Source organism: Kribbella sandramycini (assembly GCF_013131805.1).
Lineage (GTDB): Bacteria > Actinomycetota > Actinomycetes > Propionibacteriales > Kribbellaceae > Kribbella > Kribbella sandramycini.
The window spans coordinates 135,967-158,097 of sequence record NZ_JABJRC010000003.1 but is presented as its reverse complement, the minus strand read 5'-3'; the positions used below and the strand labels follow the sequence as shown (position 1 = coordinate 158,097).

The 22,131-nt window shown below is 69.4% G+C and carries 19 protein-coding genes and 1 pseudogene; 7 read left to right on the top strand and 13 right to left on the bottom strand.

What is annotated here, in order from left to right:
• Positions 1-29 precede the first annotated feature (29 nt).
• A complete protein-coding gene (locus tag HPO96_RS14195) occupies positions 30-503 on the top strand; it encodes a DUF1707 SHOCT-like domain-containing protein (protein WP_171673910.1) in 474 nt (157 codons plus the stop codon).
• A gap of 3 nt (positions 504-506) precedes the next feature.
• On the opposite strand, the gene HPO96_RS14190 is transcribed toward HPO96_RS14195, so the two are convergent.
• Positions 507-1,490: a LacI family DNA-binding transcriptional regulator gene (locus HPO96_RS14190; protein WP_171673909.1), complete on the bottom strand. Its 984-nt coding sequence runs from the start codon at positions 1,488-1,490 to the stop codon at positions 507-509.
• 90 nt (positions 1,491-1,580) lie between these two features.
• Here HPO96_RS14190 and HPO96_RS14185 point away from each other — a divergent pair, with 90 nt between their 5' ends.
• The gene (locus HPO96_RS14185) at positions 1,581-4,010 is read left to right on the top strand and encodes a beta-L-arabinofuranosidase domain-containing protein (RefSeq protein WP_171673908.1); all 2,430 of its coding nucleotides are present in this window, start codon (positions 1,581-1,583) and stop codon (positions 4,008-4,010) included.
• Between the two features lie 28 nt (positions 4,011-4,038).
• Entirely contained in the window at positions 4,039-5,091 is a 1,053-nt protein-coding gene (locus tag HPO96_RS39630; protein ID WP_171673907.1) for a DUF1707 domain-containing protein, read from the top strand.
• Positions 5,092-5,093: 2 nt separating this feature from the next.
• Here the strand turns inward: HPO96_RS39630 and HPO96_RS14175 are convergent, their stop codons facing one another.
• Entirely contained in the window at positions 5,094-5,921 is an 828-nt protein-coding gene (locus tag HPO96_RS14175; protein ID WP_171673906.1) for a hypothetical protein, read from the bottom strand.
• Positions 5,908-6,432 (bottom strand): RNA polymerase sigma factor, encoded by a 525-nt coding sequence (locus tag HPO96_RS14170; protein WP_337796635.1) that lies wholly within the window; start codon positions 6,430-6,432, stop codon positions 5,908-5,910. The genes HPO96_RS14175 and HPO96_RS14170 overlap by 14 nt, the downstream gene beginning before the upstream one ends.
• Before the next feature lie 124 nt (positions 6,433-6,556).
• Between HPO96_RS14170 and HPO96_RS14165 the strand changes: the two genes are divergently transcribed.
• Together HPO96_RS14165 and HPO96_RS14160 are read left to right on the top strand one after the other, a co-directional pair.
• Positions 6,557-7,102 carry a GNAT family N-acetyltransferase gene (locus HPO96_RS14165; protein ID WP_171673904.1) on the top strand — a complete coding sequence of 182 codons (546 nt, stop codon included), beginning with the start codon at positions 6,557-6,559 and terminating at the stop codon, positions 7,100-7,102.
• The gene (locus HPO96_RS14160) at positions 7,099-7,749 is read left to right on the top strand and encodes a cupin domain-containing protein (protein ID WP_171673903.1); all 651 of its coding nucleotides are present in this window, start codon (positions 7,099-7,101) and stop codon (positions 7,747-7,749) included. The genes HPO96_RS14165 and HPO96_RS14160 overlap by 4 nt, the downstream gene beginning before the upstream one ends.
• Here the strand turns inward: HPO96_RS14160 and HPO96_RS14155 are convergent.
• The 6 genes and pseudogenes from HPO96_RS14155 to HPO96_RS14135 form a co-directional block, all read right to left on the bottom strand.
• Complete coding sequence (locus HPO96_RS14155; protein WP_337796693.1) at positions 7,728-9,650, bottom strand: HPr family phosphocarrier protein; 1,923 nt, start codon at positions 9,648-9,650, stop codon at positions 7,728-7,730. The two genes, HPO96_RS14160 and HPO96_RS14155, sit on opposite strands and share 22 nt — an antisense overlap.
• Positions 9,651-9,677: 27 nt before the next feature.
• Positions 9,678-10,085 (bottom strand): annotated as a pseudogene (gene dhaM, locus HPO96_RS39625) (dihydroxyacetone kinase phosphoryl donor subunit DhaM); the annotation flags it as partial.
• On the bottom strand, positions 10,082-10,699 hold the full coding sequence (gene dhaL / locus HPO96_RS14150) for a dihydroxyacetone kinase subunit DhaL (protein WP_171673901.1): 618 nt from the start codon (positions 10,697-10,699) through the stop codon (positions 10,082-10,084). The gene dhaL and the pseudogene dhaM, both read right to left, overlap by 4 nt.
• Positions 10,696-11,700 carry a dihydroxyacetone kinase subunit DhaK gene (gene dhaK / locus HPO96_RS14145; RefSeq protein WP_171673900.1) on the bottom strand — a complete coding sequence of 335 codons (1,005 nt, stop codon included), beginning with the start codon at positions 11,698-11,700 and terminating at the stop codon, positions 10,696-10,698. Before dhaK ends, dhaL begins: the two co-directional genes overlap by 4 nt.
• Complete coding sequence (locus HPO96_RS14140) at positions 11,697-12,920, bottom strand: MFS transporter (protein ID WP_171673899.1); 1,224 nt, start codon at positions 12,918-12,920, stop codon at positions 11,697-11,699. The genes dhaK and HPO96_RS14140 overlap by 4 nt, the downstream gene beginning before the upstream one ends.
• 14 nt (positions 12,921-12,934) lie before the next feature.
• Complete coding sequence (locus HPO96_RS14135; protein ID WP_171673898.1) at positions 12,935-13,495, bottom strand: RNA polymerase sigma factor; 561 nt, start codon at positions 13,493-13,495, stop codon at positions 12,935-12,937.
• A gap of 93 nt (positions 13,496-13,588) precedes the next feature.
• Here HPO96_RS14135 and HPO96_RS14130 point away from each other — a divergent pair, with 93 nt between their 5' ends.
• Positions 13,589-15,217: a protein kinase domain-containing protein gene (locus HPO96_RS14130; protein WP_337796634.1), complete on the top strand. Its 1,629-nt coding sequence runs from the start codon at positions 13,589-13,591 to the stop codon at positions 15,215-15,217.
• A gap of 217 nt (positions 15,218-15,434) precedes the next feature.
• On the opposite strand, the gene HPO96_RS14125 is transcribed toward HPO96_RS14130, so the two are convergent.
• From HPO96_RS14125 to HPO96_RS14110, 4 genes are all read right to left on the bottom strand, one after another.
• Positions 15,435-16,178 (bottom strand): hypothetical protein, encoded by a 744-nt coding sequence (locus HPO96_RS14125; RefSeq protein ID WP_171673896.1) that lies wholly within the window; start codon positions 16,176-16,178, stop codon positions 15,435-15,437.
• Positions 16,179-16,266: 88 nt separating this feature from the next.
• The gene (locus HPO96_RS14120) at positions 16,267-16,953 is read right to left on the bottom strand and encodes a hypothetical protein (protein WP_171673895.1); all 687 of its coding nucleotides are present in this window, start codon (positions 16,951-16,953) and stop codon (positions 16,267-16,269) included.
• A gap of 75 nt (positions 16,954-17,028) precedes the next feature.
• Positions 17,029-17,727, bottom strand: a complete 699-nt coding sequence (locus HPO96_RS14115) for a hypothetical protein (protein WP_171673894.1) — start codon at positions 17,725-17,727, stop codon at positions 17,029-17,031.
• A gap of 59 nt (positions 17,728-17,786) precedes the next feature.
• Entirely contained in the window at positions 17,787-19,214 is a 1,428-nt protein-coding gene (locus tag HPO96_RS14110) for a family 43 glycosylhydrolase (protein ID WP_171673893.1), read from the bottom strand.
• A gap of 177 nt (positions 19,215-19,391) precedes the next feature.
• On the opposite strand from HPO96_RS14110, the gene HPO96_RS14105 reads away from it, so the two are divergent.
• Positions 19,392-22,022, top strand: a complete 2,631-nt coding sequence (locus tag HPO96_RS14105; protein WP_171673892.1) for a patatin-like phospholipase domain-containing protein — start codon at positions 19,392-19,394, stop codon at positions 22,020-22,022.
• Positions 22,023-22,131 lie beyond the last annotated feature (109 nt).

Here is a 22,131-nt window from a genome sequence, read left to right as displayed (position 1 = left end):
ACTCGTAGGGAGAGTGTGAGGTGAGGTGGATGGTGGAGCGGCGTCCGGTCAAGCCGGCTGACCTGATGGGGCGAGCTGCGGCTGCGGGGCAGGAGGCGAGGGTGGTTGCGGCGCGCCGTCGCGTGGCCAATATTCGCCTCACTGACGAGGAGCGCCGCGTCGGTATCGACGAGCTCTCCGAGCAGTTCGCCCTGGGGCGGCTGGACGAAGACGAGCTGCACCGCCGGGTCGATCTCGTTCAGGAGGCCGTTACCCACGCGCATCTCCAGCAGGCGTTCGTCGGCCTCCCTACCCCCTCGCTCTACCAGCCCGTCCGCCGCCCAACCGGCCGGTGGCGCTGGGCTGCCTTCGTGGGCGCGGTGTGGGTTGCTGCCCCGTTCTTCCTGCTGGGGCTACTCTTTCTGGTCTTCGGCCGCGAGGTGGCCGCTGCCATCTTTGGCATTCCGCCGCTGCTCTGGACGGCGCTGGCTTTCCGCTGGGCTCGCCAAGGGGCCAATCGCTGAGGGTCAGCTGCCTAGCGTCGATTCCCGGGGGATGAGGACGGCGGGGAGTTCGAGGACGCCGTGGTGTGGCCGGCCCGCGATCGCGTCGAGGAGGAGTTGTGCGGCTCGGCGTCCGAGCTCTTCGAGGCGGAGGTCGACCGAGGTGAGAGGCGGCCGGCTTGCCAGCGCCATCACCGGCCAGTCGTCGTAGCCGGTGACGGCGATCTCGGTCGGTACGTCGCGCCCCAGCTCACGCAGCCGGTCACACACGCCGCGCGCGATCTGGTCACTGCCACAGCTGATCGCGTCGACGGCCGGGTGGGTGCGCAGTACGACGTCCGTCGCCTGACGGCCCCACTGCTCGCTCCACTCGCCGAACAGGGGCGGACCGACCAGCGTGGTCGTCGCGGCGACCGCCTGGGCCCGCTCGATCGCAGACCGGTGGTCGGCAGGGCCGGTGATGTGTGCGATCCGGCTCCGCCCCAGCTCGAGCAGGTGCGTGACGGCCGCTGCGGCGCCGGCTGCGTCGTCGACGAGCACCGATGCATCGGACGGGTCGGACGACGCTGCCATCGCGTAGACGACCGGCAGGGGGACGTCGATCGGCGGGCGCGGCTCCGTCCGGCGGCCGGTCACCACGATGCCGTCGACCCCACGCGCGACCAGCGACCGCAGATAGCTCTGCTCGCGTAGCGGATCGTCGCGGGTGTCGCACAGGACTGTCGCCAGCTCACCCGCGCTCAGCACGTCCTCGACGCCGCGCATGATCGGGATGCTGAACCGGCCCGAGCTGTCGGTGGTCAGCAGCGCGACCGTGTACGTCCGACCCGACGACAACGCCCGGCCGCGCGCATCCGGCGTGAAACCTAGCTGCGCGGCCGCTCGCTGCACCCGGGCGCGCGTCTCCTGGCTGAGCTGGCCGGTGTTGTTGAGCGCCTTGGACGCCGTCCCGGCCGAGACCCCGGCCAACGCGGCGACATCCGTGATCCGTACCGCCGGCCGCTTCATGGTGCTACCTTAACAGCACGGAAAACGTGTGCCGTTTTTCCGTACAGGTGTGATCGTCCGCCCCCGAATCACCCGAAAGCAGGTTGTGCCATGACTCCATCGAAGGGACTCCCACGCCGTGAATTCCTTGGCGTCACCCTTGCCGCGGCGGCTGCCGTGAGCGCGCTCGAACCGACCACTGCCGAAGCCGTCGCGCCGCTGGCCCCACCTGCGGGTCGCGGCGGCCACTACGTGCCGCAGCGCGCCCCGCTGCGTCCGGTGCCGTTCCAGAAGCTGCCGCCGGGCGCGATCGAGCCGCGCGGCTGGCTGGCTCAGCAGCTGGACCTCCAAGTCCGCGGGCTGTGCGGCCGGTACGACGAGATCTCCGACTTCCTGGTCTACGACACGAACGGCTGGGTCGACCCGGCCAAAGGCGCCTGGGAGGAGCTGCCGTACTGGCTGCGCGGTTTCGGCGACCTCGGCTACGTCACCGGCGACACCGGCGTACTGACGCGTGCACATCGCTGGATCGACGGCATCCTGCGCACGCAGGCCGCAGACGGCTGGTTCGGCCCCGAGCGACTCCGAACCTCCCTGGAGAGCGGTCCGGACTTCTGGCCGGGCATGCCACTGTTGGGCGCGTTCCGGTCCTGGCACGAGTACTCCGGTGACGATCGCGTCGTTCCGTTCATGACGAAGTACCTGCGGTTCCAGAACACGCAGCCGGCTGAGGTGTTCAACCGCTCGTGGGGTGCGTTCCGTTGGGGTGACAACATCGACAGCGCGTACTGGCTGTACAACCGCACCGGTGACCAGTGGTTGCTCGACCTGGTCAACAAGATGCACTCCGGCTCTGCGGACTACGTCAACGGCATCCCCACTTGGCACAACGTCAACCTGGCCCAGGGTTTCCGCGAGCCCTTGCAGTACTGGCTGTTGTCGGGCGACGAGCAGCACCGGGCGGCGACGTACCGGAACTACGCGACCGTGATGGGCCAGTACGGCCAGTTCCCGGGCGGTGGTTTCGCCGGGGACGAGAACTCGCGCCCCGGCTTCGGTGACCCGCGTCAGGGGTTCGAGACCTGCGGGATCGTCGAAATGATGCACAGCTTCGAAATGCTGACCCGCTTCACCGGTGAGCCGGTCTGGGCCGACCGCTGTGAAGAGCTGGCGTTCAACTCGCTCCCGGCGTCGTACGACCCGCAGCAGCAGGTGATGCACTACATCACCTGCGCGAACAGCGTCGACCTGGACGACCGCATCAAGCACGGCCAGTTCCAGAACGGTTTCGCCATGCAGGCCTACAAGTACGGCGTGCACCAGTACCGCTGCTGCCCGCACAACTACGGCATGGGCTGGCCGTACTACGTCCAGGAGCTATGGCTGGCGACGACCGACAACGGCCTGGCCGCCTCGATGTACGCCGCCAGCAAGGTGACAGCCAAAGTCGCCGGCGGTCAGACCGTCAGCATCGTCCAGGACACGGAGTATCCGTTCGGCGACACCGTCGACCTCACAGTGCAGGGATCCGCGCGATTCCCGTTGTATTTAAGGGTTCCCGGCTGGGCGGACAGCTTCACGGTCGCTGTGAACGGAGAGCGGCAACGAGTCCGCTCCGAAGGCGGCTGGATCAAGCTGGACCGGCAGTGGCGGGCCAATGACCGAGTCCGGCTCGTCCTCCCGATGGAGGTCCGCACGCGGGTCTGGGAGGCCAACCAGGACTCGGTATCCGTCGACCGCGGCCCACTGACCTACTCACTGGCCATCGACGAGCGCTACGAACAGATCGGCGGTACTGCGGACTGGCCGGAGCTCGCAGTGCATCCAGAGTCGCCGTGGAACTACGGTCTGGTCCAAGACGCGCAGTTCAAGCCGGTACGCCGACGCACAGACGCTGGCGCGAACCCCTTCACCACAGCGGGTGTTCCGGTCGCCCTGACCACGCAAGCGCGGCGCATCCCCGAATGGGAGACCGACAGCGAGAATGTCGTCGGTTTGTTGCAGCAGAGCCCAGCCCGCTCAGTCCAGCCGGTCGAAACAGTCAATCTGATCCCCATGGGCGCTGCACGGCTGCGAGTGAGCTCCTTCCCACAGGTCGCGGCGCAGGGGCAGCAGTGGCTCCGGCGCACCCGGGTCACGGCGTCCCACGTCTGGGACGGTGACTCGCTAGAGGCAGCGGACGACGGACGGTTGCCCTCGTCGTCAGCGGACACCTCGATCCCGCGCTTCACCTGGTGGGACCGGCGCGGCACGACGGAGTGGATCCAGTACGACCTGCGCGAAGCGCGTGAGCTGCGGCGGGTGTCGGCGTACTGGTTCGACGACACGGGCCTCGGCCAGTGCCGAGTACCTGCGTCGTGGCGGGTGCTCTGGCTGGACGGTGCGACCTGGCGCCCGGTCACGGGGGCTTCGGCGTACGAGGTGGCCCGCGATCGGTTCAACACGACCACCTTCACGCCGGTACGGGCGCAGCACGTCCGAGTGGAGGCCGCACTGCGTCCGACGTACTCCGGTGGATTGCTGCAATTGACATTCGACTAGCTCTCCGTAGCCGGGCGATACTTCTCCGGTGGGGGATTCGGCTCTGGAGTTCGCAGTACTCGCGCATCTCGAAGACTCGGCGCTGATCGGCGCGGAGTTGGCTCGGCGGACGGGTGCGTCCGAGCGCTCCGTGCAGGAGGTGCTCGACGTATTCGTCGCGCGCGCCCTGGTGCACGCGCTGCCGCGGCCACCGCAGCCGACGAGCTACAGCCTCACTGTGCGCGGTATCGCCCAGCTGCGCGATCGCAGCGGTGCCACGGAGGAGCAGCGGACGCGCGAGTGGCGCAAGGCCCCGCTGGAGGAGCCGGTGCAGCGGCTTGCCGACGTCCCGGGTCAGCAGCCCGTGGTGAGCTTCGTCGATCCGCAGGAGATCGGCGCGCTGGAGCACAAGCTGCTCGAGGCGATGGAGCACGGCGACTTGAGCCGCATCGAGCTGGCTCGCCGGCTCGGCGTTCGCGGTCCGAAAGTGCAGAAGCTGCTCGACAAGCTGGTCTCGGAGACGTTCGTCGCGCGCTACCCCCAGGACGACCTGCCAACCGAGTACGGGCTCACCGAGGCCGGAGTAGGCCGGCTGAAGCTGGTGCGGCAATTCCAGCAGGCGCCGTGGAGCACGCTGGGTCAGGTGACCGCAGCGGCGCTCACGCAGCGGCGGCGGCAACCGGTGATCCGCCGCGAGAAGGACCGGCTACGGCTGCGCCTCAGCGACGCGGAGCGGTCAGCGTGTTCGGCAGCGCTCGCCGAACAGTTCAGCATCGGCCGCCTCGACACCGAGGAGCTCAAGCGCCGAAGCGACCGTCTCTACGCCGCGACCACCCGAGCCGAGCTCGCAGTGGTCTTCGACGGCCTCCCGATGCCTCAGCTCGACGAGCCGACCGCCCCGGCCCCAGCCGGGGTCCCGTGGCGCTGGGTCGGCTTCGGCATCGCCGTCGCCTGCTCCCTGCCCTTCCTCCTGATCGGCTACGGCCTCCTGACCAACCCGCGCGACCTGGACAACATCCTGTTCGGCCTCTTCTGCGCCGGCGGCGTCCTGGTCTGGAACTACTTCGCCTGGACCTGGGCCCGCCGCGGCTCGCGCGTCTGAACTCAGGACGGCCTGGGGCCGACGAACAGGCTGACCTCACCTTGGCGCAAGGTCTGCGTGCCGTGGACGTACCAGTCCGCGGGCACGCTCTGACGGTCGTCGAAACTGGAGGGGGCTGTCTCGACGAGGTAGCCGATCTGCTGCACCGCACGCGTCTTGACGAGCGGGACCGCGTCGCCGACCTTCAGGCCGTCCAGGTTCAGGCCTTCCAGCAGCTCGCCTTTGTCGGTGGCGCTCAACGAGGTGTGGTAATACTGCTCGCCGGGCTTCGCGGTGCGGCCGAACTCGATGGTCGACTTGCCGTTGTAGTTCTTCGGGACCTCCAGGCCGTCCTGGCAGCCGGGATCGGCAGCCGTGAGCGTCCCGTTGCAGGCTTCGCCCGGCGCCAGCAAGCGGAACTGGGACGTGTCCTGCTCGGTCCGGCCGCTGAAGCTGGACAGCTGCCCCACGAACGGCGGGCTGACGGGGACGACGTTGACCTTGATGTCCAGGCCCATCCGCTGGAAGTCCGCGGTGTAGCGGGCGGCGTCGGCCTCGAAGTCGACCACGCGGACGATGATCTTGTCACCGCGCTCGGTGAACGACAGCGCCTGCGGCTGGTTCTGCCCAGGTCGGCTGACGAGCGCAGCACCGACCAGGCCGACGATCAGTAGCGAGGCGGCCAGGGCGATCAGCATCCGCGGCCTGCGCGGCGCCCGTGCCGTACGGACGGCGGCGGCGTCGGCGCTCACCACGGCGTCAGCCAGCTCGGCCCAGGCGGCGTTGCTGATCGTGCTGGTGTGCTGCGGGGCGAGAGCGCGGACTGCGGCGTCGATCTCAGGCGTCTTCATAGGAAACCTCGCTGGTGGAGAAGCCCGCGTGCAGCTTGGCAAAGCGCTTCCGGGCCCGGTGGAGTCTGATGCGGACGGCGTTGCGGGAGATGCCGAGGACAGTCCCGATCTGGGCGGAGTCGAGCTCCTCCCAGGCGACCAGCGAGAGCAGCTCCCGGTCCGCCTCGGGGAGCGCGCGGAACGCCCGCGCTGCCGCCGAGTCATCTGGCAGCGTCGCGTCGGGCTCGGCGTGCTGGCTGAACTCCAGCCGCAGCTTCTCGCCCAGTGCGTGCCGCCGGCCCTCACCACGCCGGTGATTGGCCAACACCCGCCGCGCTACGCCGTACAGCCAGGCCCTGGTCTGTGGCCCGTCCGGTACGTCGTCCAGCCGCCGCCAGGCGACCAGGAACGTGTCTGCCAGCACATCAGCCGCGTCGTCCCCGCTGTCCATCCGGCGCCGCAGGTAGCCGAACACAGCGTCCCGATGCGCGTCGAACAGCTCCTCGAACCGCTCTCGAGGCCGTGCGCCCACCACGAGCCCCTCCTGCCATGGTCCGTTTCGAGCCGCAATGGATGTCACCGTCATACAGAGGAGATGTCCGGCAGCCGGTCCCTCCATTTCACCCGTGCCGAGGGTCGTGAAATAGCCTGGGGGTGTGGAGCCTGTGTTGCGGTTGGCGGTGCCTGAGGACAGCGCTGCGGTGGCGGCGTTGGGGCGGGCGTCGGTTCTGGAGCTGTTTCCGGCGTTTCATGATGCTGTGGAGACGGCGAGCGCGGCTGAGCACATCACGACGCTGGATCCGGCGCTGATCTCGGACGGCACGTACTACGTGCACGAGGTCGGCGGGGAGGTCGTGGCCTGCGGCGGCTGGAGTCGGCGGAACAAGCTGTTCAACGCGAGTACGGCCGGGGCTGACGAGCGGCTGTTGGACCCGGCAACCGAGCCGGCGCGGATTCGGGCGATGTTCGTCCGGAGCGACTGGACGCGCCGCGGCCTGGCCCGGGCGATTCTGACGGCCTGTACGGACGCAGCGCGCGCTGAGGGGTTTACCCGGCTGGCGCTGATGGCCACGCTGCCCGGAGTGCCGCTGTACAAGGCTTTCGGGTTTGTCGAGGTGGGGACTGCCGAGTTGCCGATGCCGGACGGCGTGAAGCTGGCCGGTGTCGCCATGGAACGAGCGATCGAGGAGAAGACCGCATGACCGCAGGCACTGCCGTCACCGCGCCCGACGGCACCGAGGTGGTTCTCGGTGAGATCGGCACGCGGGTGCTGTTGCAGAACTCCCGCGTCCGCGTGTGGGAGGTGGAGTTGGCGCCGGGCGAGGCGCAGGGCTGGCACCTGCACCACAACCCGTACGTCGTCCTGTGCCTGTCGACGTCGCCCTGTCACATGGACTGGCTCGACGGGAGCCCAGCGCGCCAGCTGAGCGAGACCGTCGGCGGCTCGGTCTACCGGCCGGTGTCGCCGGTGCACATGCTCACCAACGACGGCGCCGCGCTGTACCTGAACCGCCTGATCGAGCTGCTCGACCTGGGGGAGGAGGCCTCCGGCGACCCGTACGACGCCGCGGCCACCGCCGAGGCCGGGTTCGACCAGGTGGGTGAGGTCCCCACCAAGGTGGTCGTCGACGAGGACGACGTCCGCGTGCAGCACGTGACGCCGGACGCCGGTGCGACCTACACCTGGCGCACCGGCGCCTACCCGGCGCTGGTCGTCGATCTGGACCTGGCGCAGCCTGACGTGACCTACCTGGAGCCGGGGGAGAGCTACACGCTTCCGGCGAAGGCAGAACGCACCCCCGGCTTCAACCTGGTCGAGCTGCGCTACTACAGCAAAGCGCGTACCTGATCCCCGTCCCGCGCAGCCAGCACTGCGGCCGTGTCGATCAGTCTGAGATCGGCCTCCCGCAGTCTGGCCTTCACCAGCGGTACCTGCGGCGCGATGGTGCTCAGCTCGTGCACACCTAGCGCAGCGAGGATCACAGCCGCCTGCGGGTTGCTCGCCAAGTCACCACACACTCCCACCGGTACGCCGGCGTTGCGGACGACGTGATCGATCAGCTGCAGCACCGCCGGGTCCAGCCCGTCGGCCAGCGCGGCCACGGCCGGATTGGTCCGGTCGGTCGCGGTGATGTACTGCGTCAGGTCGTTCGTGCCGATGCTGACGAAGTCGAGGTCAGTGGTCAGCGTGGCCACCCGCAGCGCCGCAGCGGGCACCTCGATCATGATGCCCACCTTCAGACCCTCCGGGCGCGGGCCGAGCTCGTCCAGCGCCCAGGCGACCTCGTCGGCCGTGGTGACCATCGGGAACATCACATGCACCGGGATCTCGGCAGCGATCTGCCGGACTGCCTCGAGTTGGTCGCGGAGCAGCTCCGGCTGCCGCCGGAAGGCGCGCAGTCCGCGCTCGCCGAGGAACGGGTTGGCCTCCGGCTCCTGTGGCAGGAAGGGCAGCGGCTTGTCGCCGCCGACGTCCCAGGTGCGGATCGTGATCGGCTTACCCGGCAGCGCCGCGGCCACCGCTCGGAACGCCTCGACCTGCTCGGCGACGGTCGGCGCCGTCCGGCGCTCGCCGAACAGCAGCTCGGTCCGCACCAACCCGGACCCGTCGGCGCCCCGCACCGCGAGCGCATCCTGAACCGTGCCGACGTTCACCAGCACCGCAACCGTGCGACCGTCGACGGTCACCGCCGGCAACTCGGCCTCCGCGGCCGCCTGCTCCTGTTCGGCGACGCGCTCCGCGATCGTCGCCCGCACCTGCTCCACCACGGGGTCGACCTCGAACGAGCCCTTGCGCGCGTCGAACGCGACCACGGCCCCGGCCGGCACATCCACGTCGCCGATGCCGGTGATCAGCGGGATCCCTCGCGAGCGAGCCACGATCACGCCGTGACCGGTTGCTCCGGCCGCCCGTACGGCGACGCCCGCGAACCGGTGTCCGTCCAGCATGGCCGCCGTCGCCGCATCCAGCTCCGGGACGACGAGGATGGCGGGCTGCTCCGTCTCGACCTCGATCGGGCTGTCCTCCGTGGTGCCCGTCAGATGCCGCAACACCCGATCGCGCACCGCCCGAACATCCTGTGCGCGCTCCCGCTGGTACGCGTCGTGCAGCGCCTCGAACCGCTCCGCGAGCCGGTCGTAGACCAGCTGCCAGACGTTCACGGCTGACGCACCGCGATCCAGGACCTCGCGAATCTCCTTCAATTGCTGCCGATCGGTCAGCAACGCCAACTGTGCTTCGAAGATCCCAGCCAGGTCGGGGCTCGCATCGCGCAGTCTGCGCAGTTCTTCGGCGACCGCCTCGACCGCTGCTTCCAGCCGGGCAGACTCGTTGTCACCGGCAACATATCCGTCGACGTCGACGATGCCGCTGGCAAGGACGGCCGGGCCGTACGCGACGTCCAGCCCGGACCCGCCGTTGTCGCCGTCCGTCGGCGCGCTCAGGCGGGCCGGGAAACGGGCGGGCTCGTCATCGCCGAAGTTCTCCGTGGCCAGCTCCTGAATCGCCGCCAGAGCCGCGTCAGCCTCCGGACCGTCTGCGGTGAACCGCAGCAAGTGCCCGCGAATCGCGTTCAAGGTCGCGACCATGCTGAGACTGCCGGCGTCGACCGGCCCGTGCCCGGTGTCCACATCGGTGACGGTGACCCGGGCGTCGAACCCGTTCACCAGCCCGACCAGCCGCGCCGCCGGCCGCGCATGCAACCCATGTTGGTTGCTCACGACAACCTCAACGGACTGCCCGGCCTCCACGGCGGCCGGCTCCGCCGACGCGGGGCCGTCGCCGAGGTGCTCTTGTTTACCCAGCAGCCCACGCTCAGCCTCAGCGGCAACCGCCTCCAGCGAGGCGCCGGACGAGGCCGTCACCGCCGCGGCCACGAGCCCCTCGACCAGCGGAGCGCTCGTCAACCGGACCCGCGCTGCCACCTCAGGATCGATGAACTCCAATGCCAGCTCGGCACTCAGCACCGCACTGCCCAGATCGAGCAGCACCAGGACGCCGTCCGCCGAGTCCGCGGCCGCGATCGCCTCGGAGACGGCCACGGCGTCCGTGCCGAACGTCGTCTCGTCCAGCCCGGCCGCGACCACGATCGACGGCCGCTTGCCGTCAGCAACCATTTCGGTCGCCATCCCGACGGCCGCGGTCGCCAACGCGCGGCTGTGCGACACCACCACAATGCCGATCATGCGAGCGTCCGCGCGGCCGACTCAAGCAGCAGGGTCGTACTGGTTGCGCCCGGATCCTGGTGGCCGACGCTTCGCTCGCCCAGGTAGCTGGCGCGGCCCTTCCGGGCCTCCAGTGGGACGGTCGCGTCCCGGCCCTTCGCCGCGGCCTCGGCCGCAGCAGTCAGCGCTGCTTCGAGATCACCGCCGCTCGCGACCACGGCGTCATACGCATCAAGGGCCGGAGCCCAGGCGTCGTACATGGTTTTGTCCCCCAGTTCAGCTTTGCCGCGCGCGAGGATCCCCCCGACGCCGGCCCGCAGTCCTTCGCCGATCGACACCGGGGTCAGCTCGGCGCCCGCGAGCGCGGTGCCGAAGCGCAGGAAGAACGTTCCGTACAACGGCCCGCTCGCACCCCCGACCTTGCTCACCAGTGTCATCCCGGCCTTCTTCAGCAGTTCGTCGACGGAACCGAACGAGGTCTCGTCGAGCACCGCGACGACGGCGCCGAATCCACGATCCAGGTTCGCGCCGTGATCGGCATCCCCGATCGCCGAGTCGAGCTCTGTGAGGTACGCCGCATTGTCGTGCAGCACCTGTGCGGAATCCCGCAGCCAAGCGGCGAATTTATCGATCATGCGCCCCACCGCAGCCCCGGGGTGTTCACCGGCGCGTCCCACAACCGGACCAGCTCGTCATCGACCTTCAGCAGCGTCACCGAGCAGCCGGCCATCTCCAGCGAGGTGATGTAGTTGCCGACCAGCGACCGGGCGACGGTGATCCCGGCTCGATCCAGGAGCTGCGCCACCTCGTTGTACATCAGGTAGAGCTCCAGCAACGGCGTCCCGCCCATGCCGTTGACGAAGGCAATCACCGAATCGCCTTGACCGTAAGGCAGATCGGACAGCACCGGGTCGACCAGCAGTGCGGCCACCTCGCGCGCCGGCGCCAGCGGCAACCGTTGCCGGCCGGGCTCGCCGTGGATGCCGATCCCGACCTCCATCTCGTTCTCGGCCAGCTCGAACGTCGGCTTCCCCGCGGCCGGGACCGTGCACGACGTGAGCGCCATCCCCATACTGCGGCCCTGGTCGTTCACCCGCTGCGCGAGCTCCGCGACCTCGGCCAGTGAGCGACCCTCCTCGGCGGCCGCGCCGACGATCTTCTCCAGCAGCACGGTGACGCCGACCCCGCGCCGGCCGGCCGTGTACAGGCTGTCCTGGACGGCGACGTCATCGTTCGTCACCACCGACCGGACCTCCGTCCCGGCGTCCGCGGCGGCCAGCTCGGCAGCCATCTCGAAGTTCATCACGTCGCCGGTGTAGTTCTTCACGATGTGCAGGACGCCGGCGCCCGCGTCGACCGCCTTGGTCGCGGCCATCATCTGGTCCGGCACCGGGGAGGTGAAGACCTCACCCGCGCAGGCGGCGTCCAGCATGCCGAGCCCGACGAACCCGCCGTGCAGCGGCTCGTGCCCGGAACCGCCGCCGGAGATCAGCCCGACCTTCCCCGGGCGCGGCTCCTGTTTGCGGTAGACGATCCGGTTCTCGTGGTCCACCCGCAGCCGGTCCGGGTGCGCGGCCGCCATCCCGAGCAGCGCTTCACTCACAACATCGGCAGGGTCGTTGATGAGCTTCTTCATGCCCCCATCTGAGCATTGCTCACGGTCGAGAGCAACGGGATCTTCCGGATCGACCGGCTGAACGTGAGCAGTACCGCACCGGCCACGAACAGCGCCCCGAAGGCCAGCAATGCCCGCTGCGCACCGGCGGTCGCGAGCAGGAATCCGCCCAGTAGCGGCGCCAGCGGGTTGACGCCGTTCGCCAGGAACATCACCGCGCTCTTCGCGCGGCCCTGCAGCTGATCCGGTGTGACCAGCATCTGGTAGCCGAACAGGCCGGAGTTCACCGCGGGCAGCAGGAAGAAGCCGAACGCCGGGAGCGCGATCAGCACGGCCGGATCGGTGCTGAATGCGGTGGCGCCGAGCGCGAGCGCGACGATCCAGCCGCCGCAGACCGCGAGTCGGCCGACGCTGAACGTCGCCAGCAGCTTCGGCGCCGCGATCGCGCCCAGCACCCCGCCGACGCCCATCGAGGTGGTCAGCAGCCCGATCACGGACGCCGGAACGCCCCGCTGCTGCATGCTCAGGATGAGCACCAGCAGGACGCCGGTCCCGGCGAAGTTGAGCACGGTCGACACGATCCCGATCGTCCGCAGGGCCGGCTGCCCGAAAATGAAGGCCAATCCGGTCCGGACGGCGCGCAGGATCGGCTCGTGCCGGCCGCCGTCCGGCGGCGCGGCCGGGAGCGGGCGCCGGATCGAGGCCAGCAGGAACGTCATCACCAGGTACGACACCGCGTCGACGGCGATCGGGAGCGTCCGGCCGACCGAGTAGAGCAGGCCGCCCAGCGGAGCGCCGATCAGCCCGGCCGCGTGCTCACGGCCGTTGTTCGCCGCGAGCGCCGTACCGAGGTGGGCCGGCTCGACGATCTGCCGCAGCGCGCCGGTCTCGGCGGGCATGAAGACCGAATAGCCCGCGCCGTTCAGCAGACCGACCGCGATCAGATGCGGTAGCGTCAGCGCGTCGAGCCAGCCGGCGACCGCGACCGAGCCGAACAGCAGCGTCCCGGCGACGCTGTAGCCGACCATCAGCGCCCGCCGGTTCAGCCGGTCGGCCAAGGCGCCGCCGGGCAGCGCCATCAGAGTTCCCCCGAGGGCGGACGCCGTACCGACCAGACCGGCCTGGACGGGGGAACCCGTGATGGACAGCGCGAGCAGGGTGAAGACGAAGCCGCTCATCGCCGAGCCGACCGAGCTGATCGACTGGCCGCTGAGCAGCTTCAGGTAGTCGCTGTTCCGCAACAGCCCCCGAGTGGTCAGTCTTTCGGGCGCAGCAGCGGCCGGACGACCTCACGGGCGTCGTGGATCCGGGACTTGACCGTGCCCAGCGGGGCGCCGACCTCGGCCGCGATCTCCTCGTAGGACAGCCCGTAGACGTCGCGCAGGACGAGCGGGGTGACCATCTGCGGGCGGTCGCGTTCGAGCGTCTCCAGGGCCTCCAGGAGGTCCAGGCGGGTGCCGGCGATGACGGACGTCGTCCGCGGGTCCGGCTTCTCCATCGTCTCCGGGTTGTGCGCGGCCTGGGCCGTCCGCTTCAGCTTGCGGTAGGTCGAGCGGGCCGAGTTCGCCGCGACCGAGTGCACCCAGGTCGAGAAGCTGCTCCGGCCGGAGTAGGTGCCGATCTTGGTCGCGATGTTGAGCAGCGCCTCCTGGGCGGCGTCCTCCGCGTCCGCGGAGTAGGGCAGCACGCTGCGGCAGATCCGCAGGACGCGCGGATGGACCTGGCGGAGCAGGTCGTCCATCGCGTTCCGGTCGCCGTCCTTGGCCCGCTCGGCCAGGACTCCGAGGTCGTCGGTCGGGCTGGTGCTCTCGCTCATCTGCGCCTTTGCTGTCGATCGGCCCCGGGGAGGGACTCTCCTTACTACATAATGCCCTGTATGGGGGTTCCAACCAGACTAGGTCGTTATGTCGTGCGCCGACGCCTGGGCTCAGGCGGTTTCGCTACGGTATGGCTCGCTCACGATGAGCAACTGGACGCCGAGGTCGCGATCAAGGTGCTCGCCGACAACTGGGGGCACGACGACTCGGTCCGGCGCCGCTTCCTGGAGGAGGGCCGGTTCCTCCGCCGGGTCGAGTCCGAGCACGTCGTCCAGGTCCACGACGTCGGTGAGCTGGAGGACGGCCGTCCCTTCCTGGTCCTGACGTACGCCGACCGGGGCACGCTGGCCGATCGGCTGAAGAAGGAGCCGCTGCCGCTGCCCGTGGCGGTCGACGTCGTCGTCCAGGTCGGCCGGGGCCTCCAGGCGCTGCACCGGCGCGGGCTGCTGCACCGCGACGTGAAACCCGCCAACGTGCTCTTCCGCAGCACCGACGACGACGGCGAGCGCGCGGTCCTGTCCGATCTCGGCCTCGGCAAGTCCCTGGACGAGGTGTCCCGGATCACGCTCCCCGGCGGCACCCCGTCGTACGTCGCCCCTGAGCAGGCCCTCGGTGAGCGGCTCGACCAGCGCGCCGACCAGTACTCCCTCGGCGCCGTCGCGTACGCCGCCCTGACCGGCCGCTCACCGCATCAGGTCGACGGCCTGGGCGCGGCCGGCCGGGTCGCCGCCGCCCCGCCGCCGAGCTCCCTGGGCTTCGCCGTCCCGGACAAGATCGACGCCGCGATCGTCCGCGCCCTCGACCCCGACCGGGAGAACCGCTGGCCGGACGTCCAGTCCTTCACCCGCGAGCTCGTCGGCGGCCTCGACGAGACCACCCACGGTTTCGTCGCCCCGCTGATCTTCACCGGCCCACCCGAAGAAGGCCAACCCACCGCCCTCTCCGACGCCAACCAACCCACCCTCGCCAAACCCGGCGCCACCACCCAGCCGGCTCACCCCGAGCCTGAGTCTGTCGTCGAGAGTGCCCTCGAGGTTCAGCCGACCACCGAGCCGGCAGCGAAAGAGGAGACCGAGACCACCGCGGCAGCGCGCTTGGAGCTCCCTCCGGAGCCCACGGCCGAACCGCAGGCCGTTGCGAACCTGACCCCGACCGAGCCGGCTTCCGTCAAGAAGAAGAAGCGGTGGGGGCGGCGGGTGCTGGTGGGGGTGGCTGCGTTGGTGTTGGGCGCGGGGGCCGGGTTCGGGGGGCAGCGGGCGCAGAGTTATGTGCAGGATCGGCAGCTGGTGCTGAACGACCTCGGTTATCTGGACGTGAATGTGCCGCGGGGCTGGATGCAGTCGAGGGCCGAGTCGCAGTGGCAGCCGCCGGGTGGGATCAAGCCGCAGCCGGCGGTGCGCATCAGCGAGGACGAGAGGTGGGGTCAGGGGGTCGGCTCCGGGATCTTCCTCGGGTACACCGGCGTGCGGTACGACCGCGTCCAGTTCGGGACGTCGCCCAGCTTCCAGTGCGGCCGGATCGAGCCGGCGAGTACGGGGACGGATGCCAAGGGTCACCCCGTCCGTGACCAGATCTCGACAGAGTGTGGCGGCGGAAAGGGTATGCTCCTCCAACGAGTGCTGGCGACGGGGACCAGTAACTCGATGCTCATCCAGATCCTGATGTCGAGCGAGGACCGCGAGCGCGCGGTCGAGATCGCGAACTCGGTGGAAATCGGCTGACCCCGGGCGGATGGGCTTCCTGCCCAGTAGTACGAGTATGTCCGAGGAAATCCCGTGCGCATCCCCACGGAACGGCTCCGGCCGTCCCCTGCCCTGATCCAGTCCACCCGCCGCCGGTTCTACCGCCTGCGCTACCAGATCTTCCGCACCATCTGGCCCGCTGATTGCTGAGCCGTCAGTTAATTCTTGCTCAGCGCAACCATCTCCGGCGCGACGCTCAGGACGGCGAGAGCGCCCCGTCGCGCCGGATGACGGTGTCGGTCGCCTTGTCGAGCACCTCCGCGAGGGCTGCCTTGTCCTGGGGCAGCCCGGTGGAGCTCATCTCGACGGCGACGTTCCCGCTCTCGTCGGCGATCCAGCGCACCATCACGTAGCGCAGGTTCGCGATCGGCGCCTGCGCGGCCGGCGGCACGTAGGTGTAGACCAGCGTCGCGGAGGTCTGCGTGACGGTCTTCGAGATGATCGTCAGCTGCCGGTTCGCGGCCAGCTGCGCCTCGCGCTGCGCCATCGACTCGGCCGGCGGCCGCTCGATCGTGAACCCGGCCTCGAGCCGGATCCAGCGCTTGCCGGTCGGGTCGGTGAACCGCCCGGTGACCGGCGGGTCCGGCTGCGAGAACGTCCAGTCGGCCGGGACCTTCACGAGCAGCTTGGATTTCAGCACCTTCTGCACGCTGAAGATCCGGGTCTTGTAGGTCAGCTCGCCGGCCCGCAGCGCCGCCGTGTCGTCCGGCACGATCTTGCGCAACGGACCGCTGGGCGTGGCGCTCGGCGTCGGCGTGGCCGACGGCGTCGTGGTGCCGGCCGGCAGCTTCGGCCCGCTGATCGGCAGCGCCGACCCGGACGGCGTCCGGCCCGGCTGCTCGACCGAGCTCAGCCAGCCGATCCCGTACCCGCTCGCGCCGCCGAGGGCGACGATCGCCATCAGCCCGGATGCCAGTAAAGCCGTCCCCCGACGTGCCATACCTGCCCCACCTCCCCAGTCATAGACAAGGACTAGCTGGGCCGGCCTCCGGTTGCATCAACCGGGTAACAGTTTCGTGAAGGCGGGGCTAGAGGTCGGAATCTTCCCGATAGGCCGACTCTTCGGCCTGTTTCAGGATGGCCTCGAGGGCAACCCGGTCCTGCGGGAGGCCGGTCACGGCGAGCTCGAACATGCAGTCCCCGTTGCCGTTGGCCACCCAGCGGACGATGACATGCCGGACGACGTTCTCCGGCACGAACGTGTAGACGAGTGTGGCCGACTTGGTCTGCGGATCGACGTCCGAGGACTTGATCGTCAGCATCTGATCGGCCGGGACCGAGTTCAGATCGGACATCTTGGTGGCCATTCGCTGCTCCGGCGACCGGTCCAGCGCGAAGCCGGCGCCGATCCGGATGTACCGTCGGCCGGTCGGATCGGTGAACCGCCCGACCTTCGGCTCCGGCAACGTGTACGACCAGTTCGACGGCACCCGCACCCGGACCGCGGATTTCACCGCCTCGGTGACGACGAACTCCCGGGTCTTGTAGTTCAGCGAATCCGCGCTCAGCGCCTTGGTCGTATCGGGCACGACCCTCTTCGCCGGCGCCGACGCCCGGGAACCTTTCGGCAGCGCGACCGGGTCGGCGGCATCGGAGACGGTCGTCGCATCGTTGTCGAGGTAAATGCCGACGCCGTAGCCGCCCGCCCCGCCGACACCGGTCAGCACGACCAGCCCCGACCCGAGCAGCGCGCGCCTGGTCCAGGTCCTCGCCACGTCCCTCCCCACCTCGATCGCCCTGAAACGCCAAGTTCATACCTTAGGGCGTCGGTGTGGAACCGGTGAAAGTTCTCACCCGGCCGAACGCACCGACCGGGTCGCGTTCGAGGCGATCTCCTTGAGGGCGGCGGCGTCCTGCGGGAGACCCGAGATACTCATCTCGACGGTGGCCGCGTTGTCGTCGTCGAGCGCCACCCAGCGCACGATGACCATCCGGACCGTCTGGTTCGGAATGTAGGTGTAGGTGAGCGTCGAGACGGTCCGCTCGCCGTTGTCGGTCCGGAGCCGGGCGGTGGTCTTGCCGAGAATGCGGACGTCGTTCTCCGGCGGCTGGCTCTGCTTCAGGCCGATCTCGAGCGCCGCCATCATCTCGTCGGTCGACTGGGCGACCGGCTCGATGGCCTCGACCCGGATCCCGCGCTCCCGATCCGCCTCCAGGAACTTCACCTCACCGGGCGACTTCGGATCACGGGTCAGCTTCCACCCGTTCGGCGTCTCCAGCGCGAGCCGGACCTGCACGCCGCCCGGAATGACGGTGAAGCTGTGCCGCCCGTAGTTCATCCCGGCCTGCAGTGCCGGGATGTCACTCGGGACGGGCGTCTTGACCGGCAACGGCTTCTTGATCGGAGCGATGCTGATCGGCTCCAGCGGAGCCACGCCTTCGGATGCGGACGTCGTCTGCTGTGGCAAGCTCTCGCCGGCGAGGTAACCGCCGGCGCCGCCGACCGCGGCCACGAGCAACAGCCCGAGGCCCAGTAGCGATCGCTTCACCCAGCCATACTCTCAGGCGACCCCGCATCCTTTCCAAACGGTTGCGCGTCAGCTGCAGCTCAGTACACCTCGATCCGGTCCAGGCTGATCACGGTGTTGGAGGATGCCGCGTTCTTGTCGCCGGTGACGCGGATGCGGATGGTGTGCGGTCCGGGCGCCAAGGTGGGGCTCAGGTAGGTGAGCTGCTCGCCGACCCGGATCGAGCTGTAGTAGTCGACGCGTTGTTCCGGCCCGCCGTCGATGGAGATCGCGGCGATCCCGTTGCCGCGGTCCTTGACGCTGAGCAGCGCGACCTTGGCGCCGGTGAACCGGATCGTCGCGGTGGCGTTGACCGCGTTGCTCCAGTGGTCGTTGCTCCAGAAGCACTGGTTGCCGCAGCCGGAGCCGGAGCTCCAGTTCCCGGCGTACTCGACCTGGTTCATCCCGGTGCCGGCGTCGAAATCGTTGATCCAGTAGTTCGACGAGCCGGGGTCGCCCGACGGCAGGGCCTGGGTGGCGCCGGCGGCGAGCGGGCTGCCGAGGTTCGGCGTCCCGTCGGCGTTCCAGGTCAGCTTCTGCGCGCGGGAGGTGCGGAAGTCGTAGGTGTAGGTGCTGGTGTTCTTGCCGTGGTAGGCGATCCAGTCCTCGGTGCCGTCCGGCGACTTGAAGAACGAGTGGTGGCCGGGGCCCCAGACGCCGGTGCTGTCGTTGCGGGAGAAGATCGGCCCGGGGTGTTGCTGCCAGTTCGCCGCGACCATCGGATCGGCGTCGTTGGCCAGGCTCTTCATCCACAGCTGGTAGTCCGGCTTGCCGGTGTCACAGGTCGAGTAGGTCAGGAAGATCCGGTTCTGGCCGTAGATCGGCGTCGGTCCTTCCCGGACCTCGTGACAGCCGCCGTCCGCCGGGATCGCGACCCGGCCGCCGGTCGCTGTCCAGGGGTTGCTCATCCGGACGATGTACAGCTGCTGCGGCCCGCCCATCCCGCGGCCGGGCCCGGTCCAGACGAAGTACTGCTGGCCGTTCACGGTGATCGGCTCGCCGTCGATCGCGTACTCGCCGAAGTCGGCGATCTTCGCCTTGAACGAGTACGGGCCGAGCGGGTCGTCGCCCGCGGACTCCAGGACGTACATCCGGTGGTTGGCGTCGACGCCGTCCGAGGCCGTGTAGTAGATGTACCAGCGGTTCCCGACGTGCCGGAACGCCGGCGCCCACATCTGCGTGTTGCGGCTGGTGTTGCTGTCCCGCCAGACGACCTGCTCGGGCTGGGCCAGCAGCGTCGCGAGACTCGGCGAGGACCAGATCCCGATCCGGTCGCCGCGCGTCGTCGCGACGTAGTACTTCCCGTTGTGGAACATCAGCGACGGGTCCGCCGACGGGTTCACCGGGTTGCGGAACGTCTGCGACATCGCGGTCACCTCCGACGGCTCGGCAGCGGGCGCGGGACCGGCGAGCGTGCCGGTCAGGACCGCGGCGAGCAGAACGCTGAGGATGGGGCGGGCGAACCTCATGGCAAGACCTCTTCCGAGCCGCTGTGCCAACGTTGTAGATACCCTTGTACCGGGCGCAGTACGACGTTGTAAACAGCTCACACCAGGATCGAAACCCGATCACCGCCGGTACGGCGTAGCCGGATCGAGACCGCCGAGAGCTGGTACGACGTGATCACACGGCGTCATCATGGGGCGATGTTGGGGGAATCGGAAGGCACCAAGGGCGACGCCACCATCGAGCAGATCGGGCGGCGCCGGACCTTCACGAGAACATTGCAGCTCGCGATCGTGCTGGCCGTCGTCCAGGCGCCGATGCGGTCCGCGGTGCAGAGCGCCACGGCGGTGTGTGAGGTCCCGGCCCGGCTCTCGCTGCTGGTCGACGGCCTGTTCATCATGGCCTACGTCTATGCGGCGTACCGCGCGTACAAGTACGTGAAGTTCCTCGATCGCCAGTCCTGGCAGCGGATCGCGGCCATCGGTGCCTGGCTGGTCTGCGTGGCCGCCGTCCTGGACGTGATCGAGGACATCCGGCTCTGGCCCGAGTTCGCGAACTCCTGTGCCGACCTCTCGACCGGCGCGTTCACCTGGGTGATGCGCGGGATCGGCGTCCTCGGCGCGATCGTGCTCGCGGTCTGCTACTTCGCCACCAGCCGCTACGGGCAGCGCAAGCTGTACGGCGTCCGCCTCGACCCGCCGGCCACTTTCACCCAGGACGGCGATGCCGGGGTCGACGCCGGCCGGCTCGTCATCACCTGCTCGGGTGGCGGGATCCGATCGGCGTCCTTCTGCCTCGGCGCGCTGCAACACCTGCGGGAGCAGGGGTTGTACGACAAGGCATCGACGGTCATCGGCGTCAGCGGCGGCGGGTACATGGCGGCTGCGTTCCATGTGCTGCGGCGGGCGTGCCCCGATCCGTTCGCTCAGGGATCGCCTGAGCTCGCTCGGCTGCGCCGCCAGACGCGGTACCTGCTCCAAGGCGGCCCGGCGATCTTCCGGGCCGGGCTGTCGGTCCTGTTCGGCCTGGTCGTGAACCTGCTGCTGATCGGCATCATGTTGCGCGCAATCGCCTGGGTCCTCGGCTGGTATCTGGCCGATCAGGGCGTGGTCGTTCGGGGCTTCACCGACGTCCAGGTGAGTCTGCGGCCGGGCGGTTCCTGGACGTACCTGATCACTGCGACTGCCTTGCTCGCGATCAGCGCGGCCACGTTCGTGCTCGAGAAGGTCTGGGATCGCTGGGCCCGGATGCCGGACGTCGTCCGCCGAATCCTCAGCTCGCTCGGCAGCGCCTCGCTGCTGTACGGCGTCCCGGTCGCGGTGCTGCTGCTCGGCGTACCGGGCGGGCTCTATCTGCTCGGCAAGTTGCCGGGCGACACCGGTCTGCCGTCGGAGCTGCTGGCGCTGGTCGATCCGACCAAACAAGGGGTGGCGTCGTTCAGCGCGCTGGTCGTCGTGCTGATCGGCCTCGGGCGCGCGGTCTGGAACGGGTTGTCGGCCGAGGGTAAGGAGTCGAACAAGCTGCGGGACCGGCTGCTCGCGTTCGCCCAGACCAAGCTGGCGCCGTGGGCGGGGACGGCGATCATCGTGCTCGCGTCCGTCGTCGTGTTGCTGCGCTGGACCGGCGGCTATGCGATCGGCGAGAACCTGCGCCCGGACGACTGGAGCGTCGCGGTCGTCCTGGCCGCGATCGCCGCCGGCATCAAACTCTTCACCGATGCGAACCGGACGTCGCTGCACTCGTTCTACCGTGAGCGCTTGTCGCGCGCGTTCCTGGTGACCCGCAAGCCGAACGGCGCCGCGGCGTCACTCGACTACTACAAACGGCTGCGCTACTCCGAATGGGCCAAACCGGACGGCGGCGGCCCGCAGCTCGTGATCGCCGGCGTCGCGAATGTCGAGGACGCGGACTTCGTCCCGACCCAGCGCGACTGCGTGCCGTTCGTTTTCGATGCCGAGCGCATCGGAATCGTCGGCGACCGCTCGCTGCCGGACGGCGGACGGCGGCAGACCGGTGACTACGAGCGCGAGGCGGACATGCTGCTGCGCGAGGTCACGGTGCCGGCCGCGATGGCGATCAGCGGCGCCGCGCTCAGCCCGCTGACCGGCCGCGTCAACGGCCGGACCAGGCCGATCCGGCTGCTGCTCGCCGTCCTGAACGCCCGGCTCGGCGTCTGGCTGCCGAACCCGTACTGGAACAACCGCGCCGAGCCCGCGTTCCCCGAGGTGCGCGGCGTCGTCCCCGCGATCCGCCGGTACGTCGGCAGCGTGATCGACAAACCCGGTCCGTACCGGCTGCTCCGGGAGGCGATCGGATCGCCGTCCATGTACGACCGGCGGATCTACGTCACCGACGGCGGTCACTACGACAACCTCGGCCTGGTCGAGGCGCTGCGCCGCAAACCCGCGCAGGTGATCGTGATCGACGCCTCGAACGACGCCGAGGACCGGTTCAACGCGCTGGCCGAGGCGATCGCCACCGCCCGGATGGACCACGGGATCGAGGTCGACATCGATCCGAGCTCGATGCGCCGCGGGTCGAAACCGCGCGCCGACCGGGCCTGGACCTACGGGATCGCGACACACCCGCAGGCCGCGGGCGAGCCGAAGCCCTACAAGACCGAGATCTTCCTGGTGAAGGCCCTGCTGGCCGGGCAGCTCGGCTGGGATCTCGAGCAGTACGCGCTGGGCCACTCCGACTTCCCGCGGCGGACGACGAGCGATCAGTTCTACGACGAGTGGGACTTCGAGGCCTACCGCGAGCTCGGCTACACCCTCGCCGAGTCGCTCACCTCGCACCACCGCGTCCGGGATCGCCTCGCCGACCTCTGAACCGCTCCATCATCGACGGAGCGTGATCGAGCGACTCGTTTCCGTAGGCAACGAACTGCCTTGTTTTCAACGGTTTCAAACGCGTCTGCACCTGCCTGTGCAGTCCGCC

Bases quoted from the DNA above. Each gene is read 5' to 3' on its own strand.
- HPO96_RS14195 (WP_171673910.1), top strand. From the start codon at position 30: ATGGTGGAGCGGCGTCCGGTCAAGCCGGCTGACCTGATGGGGCGAGCT.
- HPO96_RS14190 (WP_171673909.1), bottom strand. From the start codon at position 1,490: ATGAAGCGGCCGGCGGTACGGATCACGGATGTCGCCGCGTTGGCCGGG.
- HPO96_RS14185 (WP_171673908.1), top strand. From the start codon at position 1,581: ATGACTCCATCGAAGGGACTCCCACGCCGTGAATTCCTTGGCGTCACC.
- HPO96_RS14175 (WP_171673906.1), bottom strand. From the start codon at position 5,921: ATGAAGACGCCTGAGATCGACGCCGCAGTCCGCGCTCTCGCCCCGCAG.
- HPO96_RS14160 (WP_171673903.1), top strand. From the start codon at position 7,099: ATGACCGCAGGCACTGCCGTCACCGCGCCCGACGGCACCGAGGTGGTT.
- dhaL (WP_171673901.1), bottom strand. From the start codon at position 10,699: ATGATCGATAAATTCGCCGCTTGGCTGCGGGATTCCGCACAGGTGCTG.
- dhaK (WP_171673900.1), bottom strand. From the start codon at position 11,700: ATGAAGAAGCTCATCAACGACCCTGCCGATGTTGTGAGTGAAGCGCTG.
- HPO96_RS14135 (WP_171673898.1), bottom strand. From the start codon at position 13,495: ATGAGCGAGAGCACCAGCCCGACCGACGACCTCGGAGTCCTGGCCGAG.
- HPO96_RS14125 (WP_171673896.1), bottom strand. From the start codon at position 16,178: ATGGCACGTCGGGGGACGGCTTTACTGGCATCCGGGCTGATGGCGATC.
- HPO96_RS14110 (WP_171673893.1), bottom strand. From the start codon at position 19,214: ATGAGGTTCGCCCGCCCCATCCTCAGCGTTCTGCTCGCCGCGGTCCTG.
- HPO96_RS14105 (WP_171673892.1), top strand. From the start codon at position 19,392: ATGTTGGGGGAATCGGAAGGCACCAAGGGCGACGCCACCATCGAGCAG.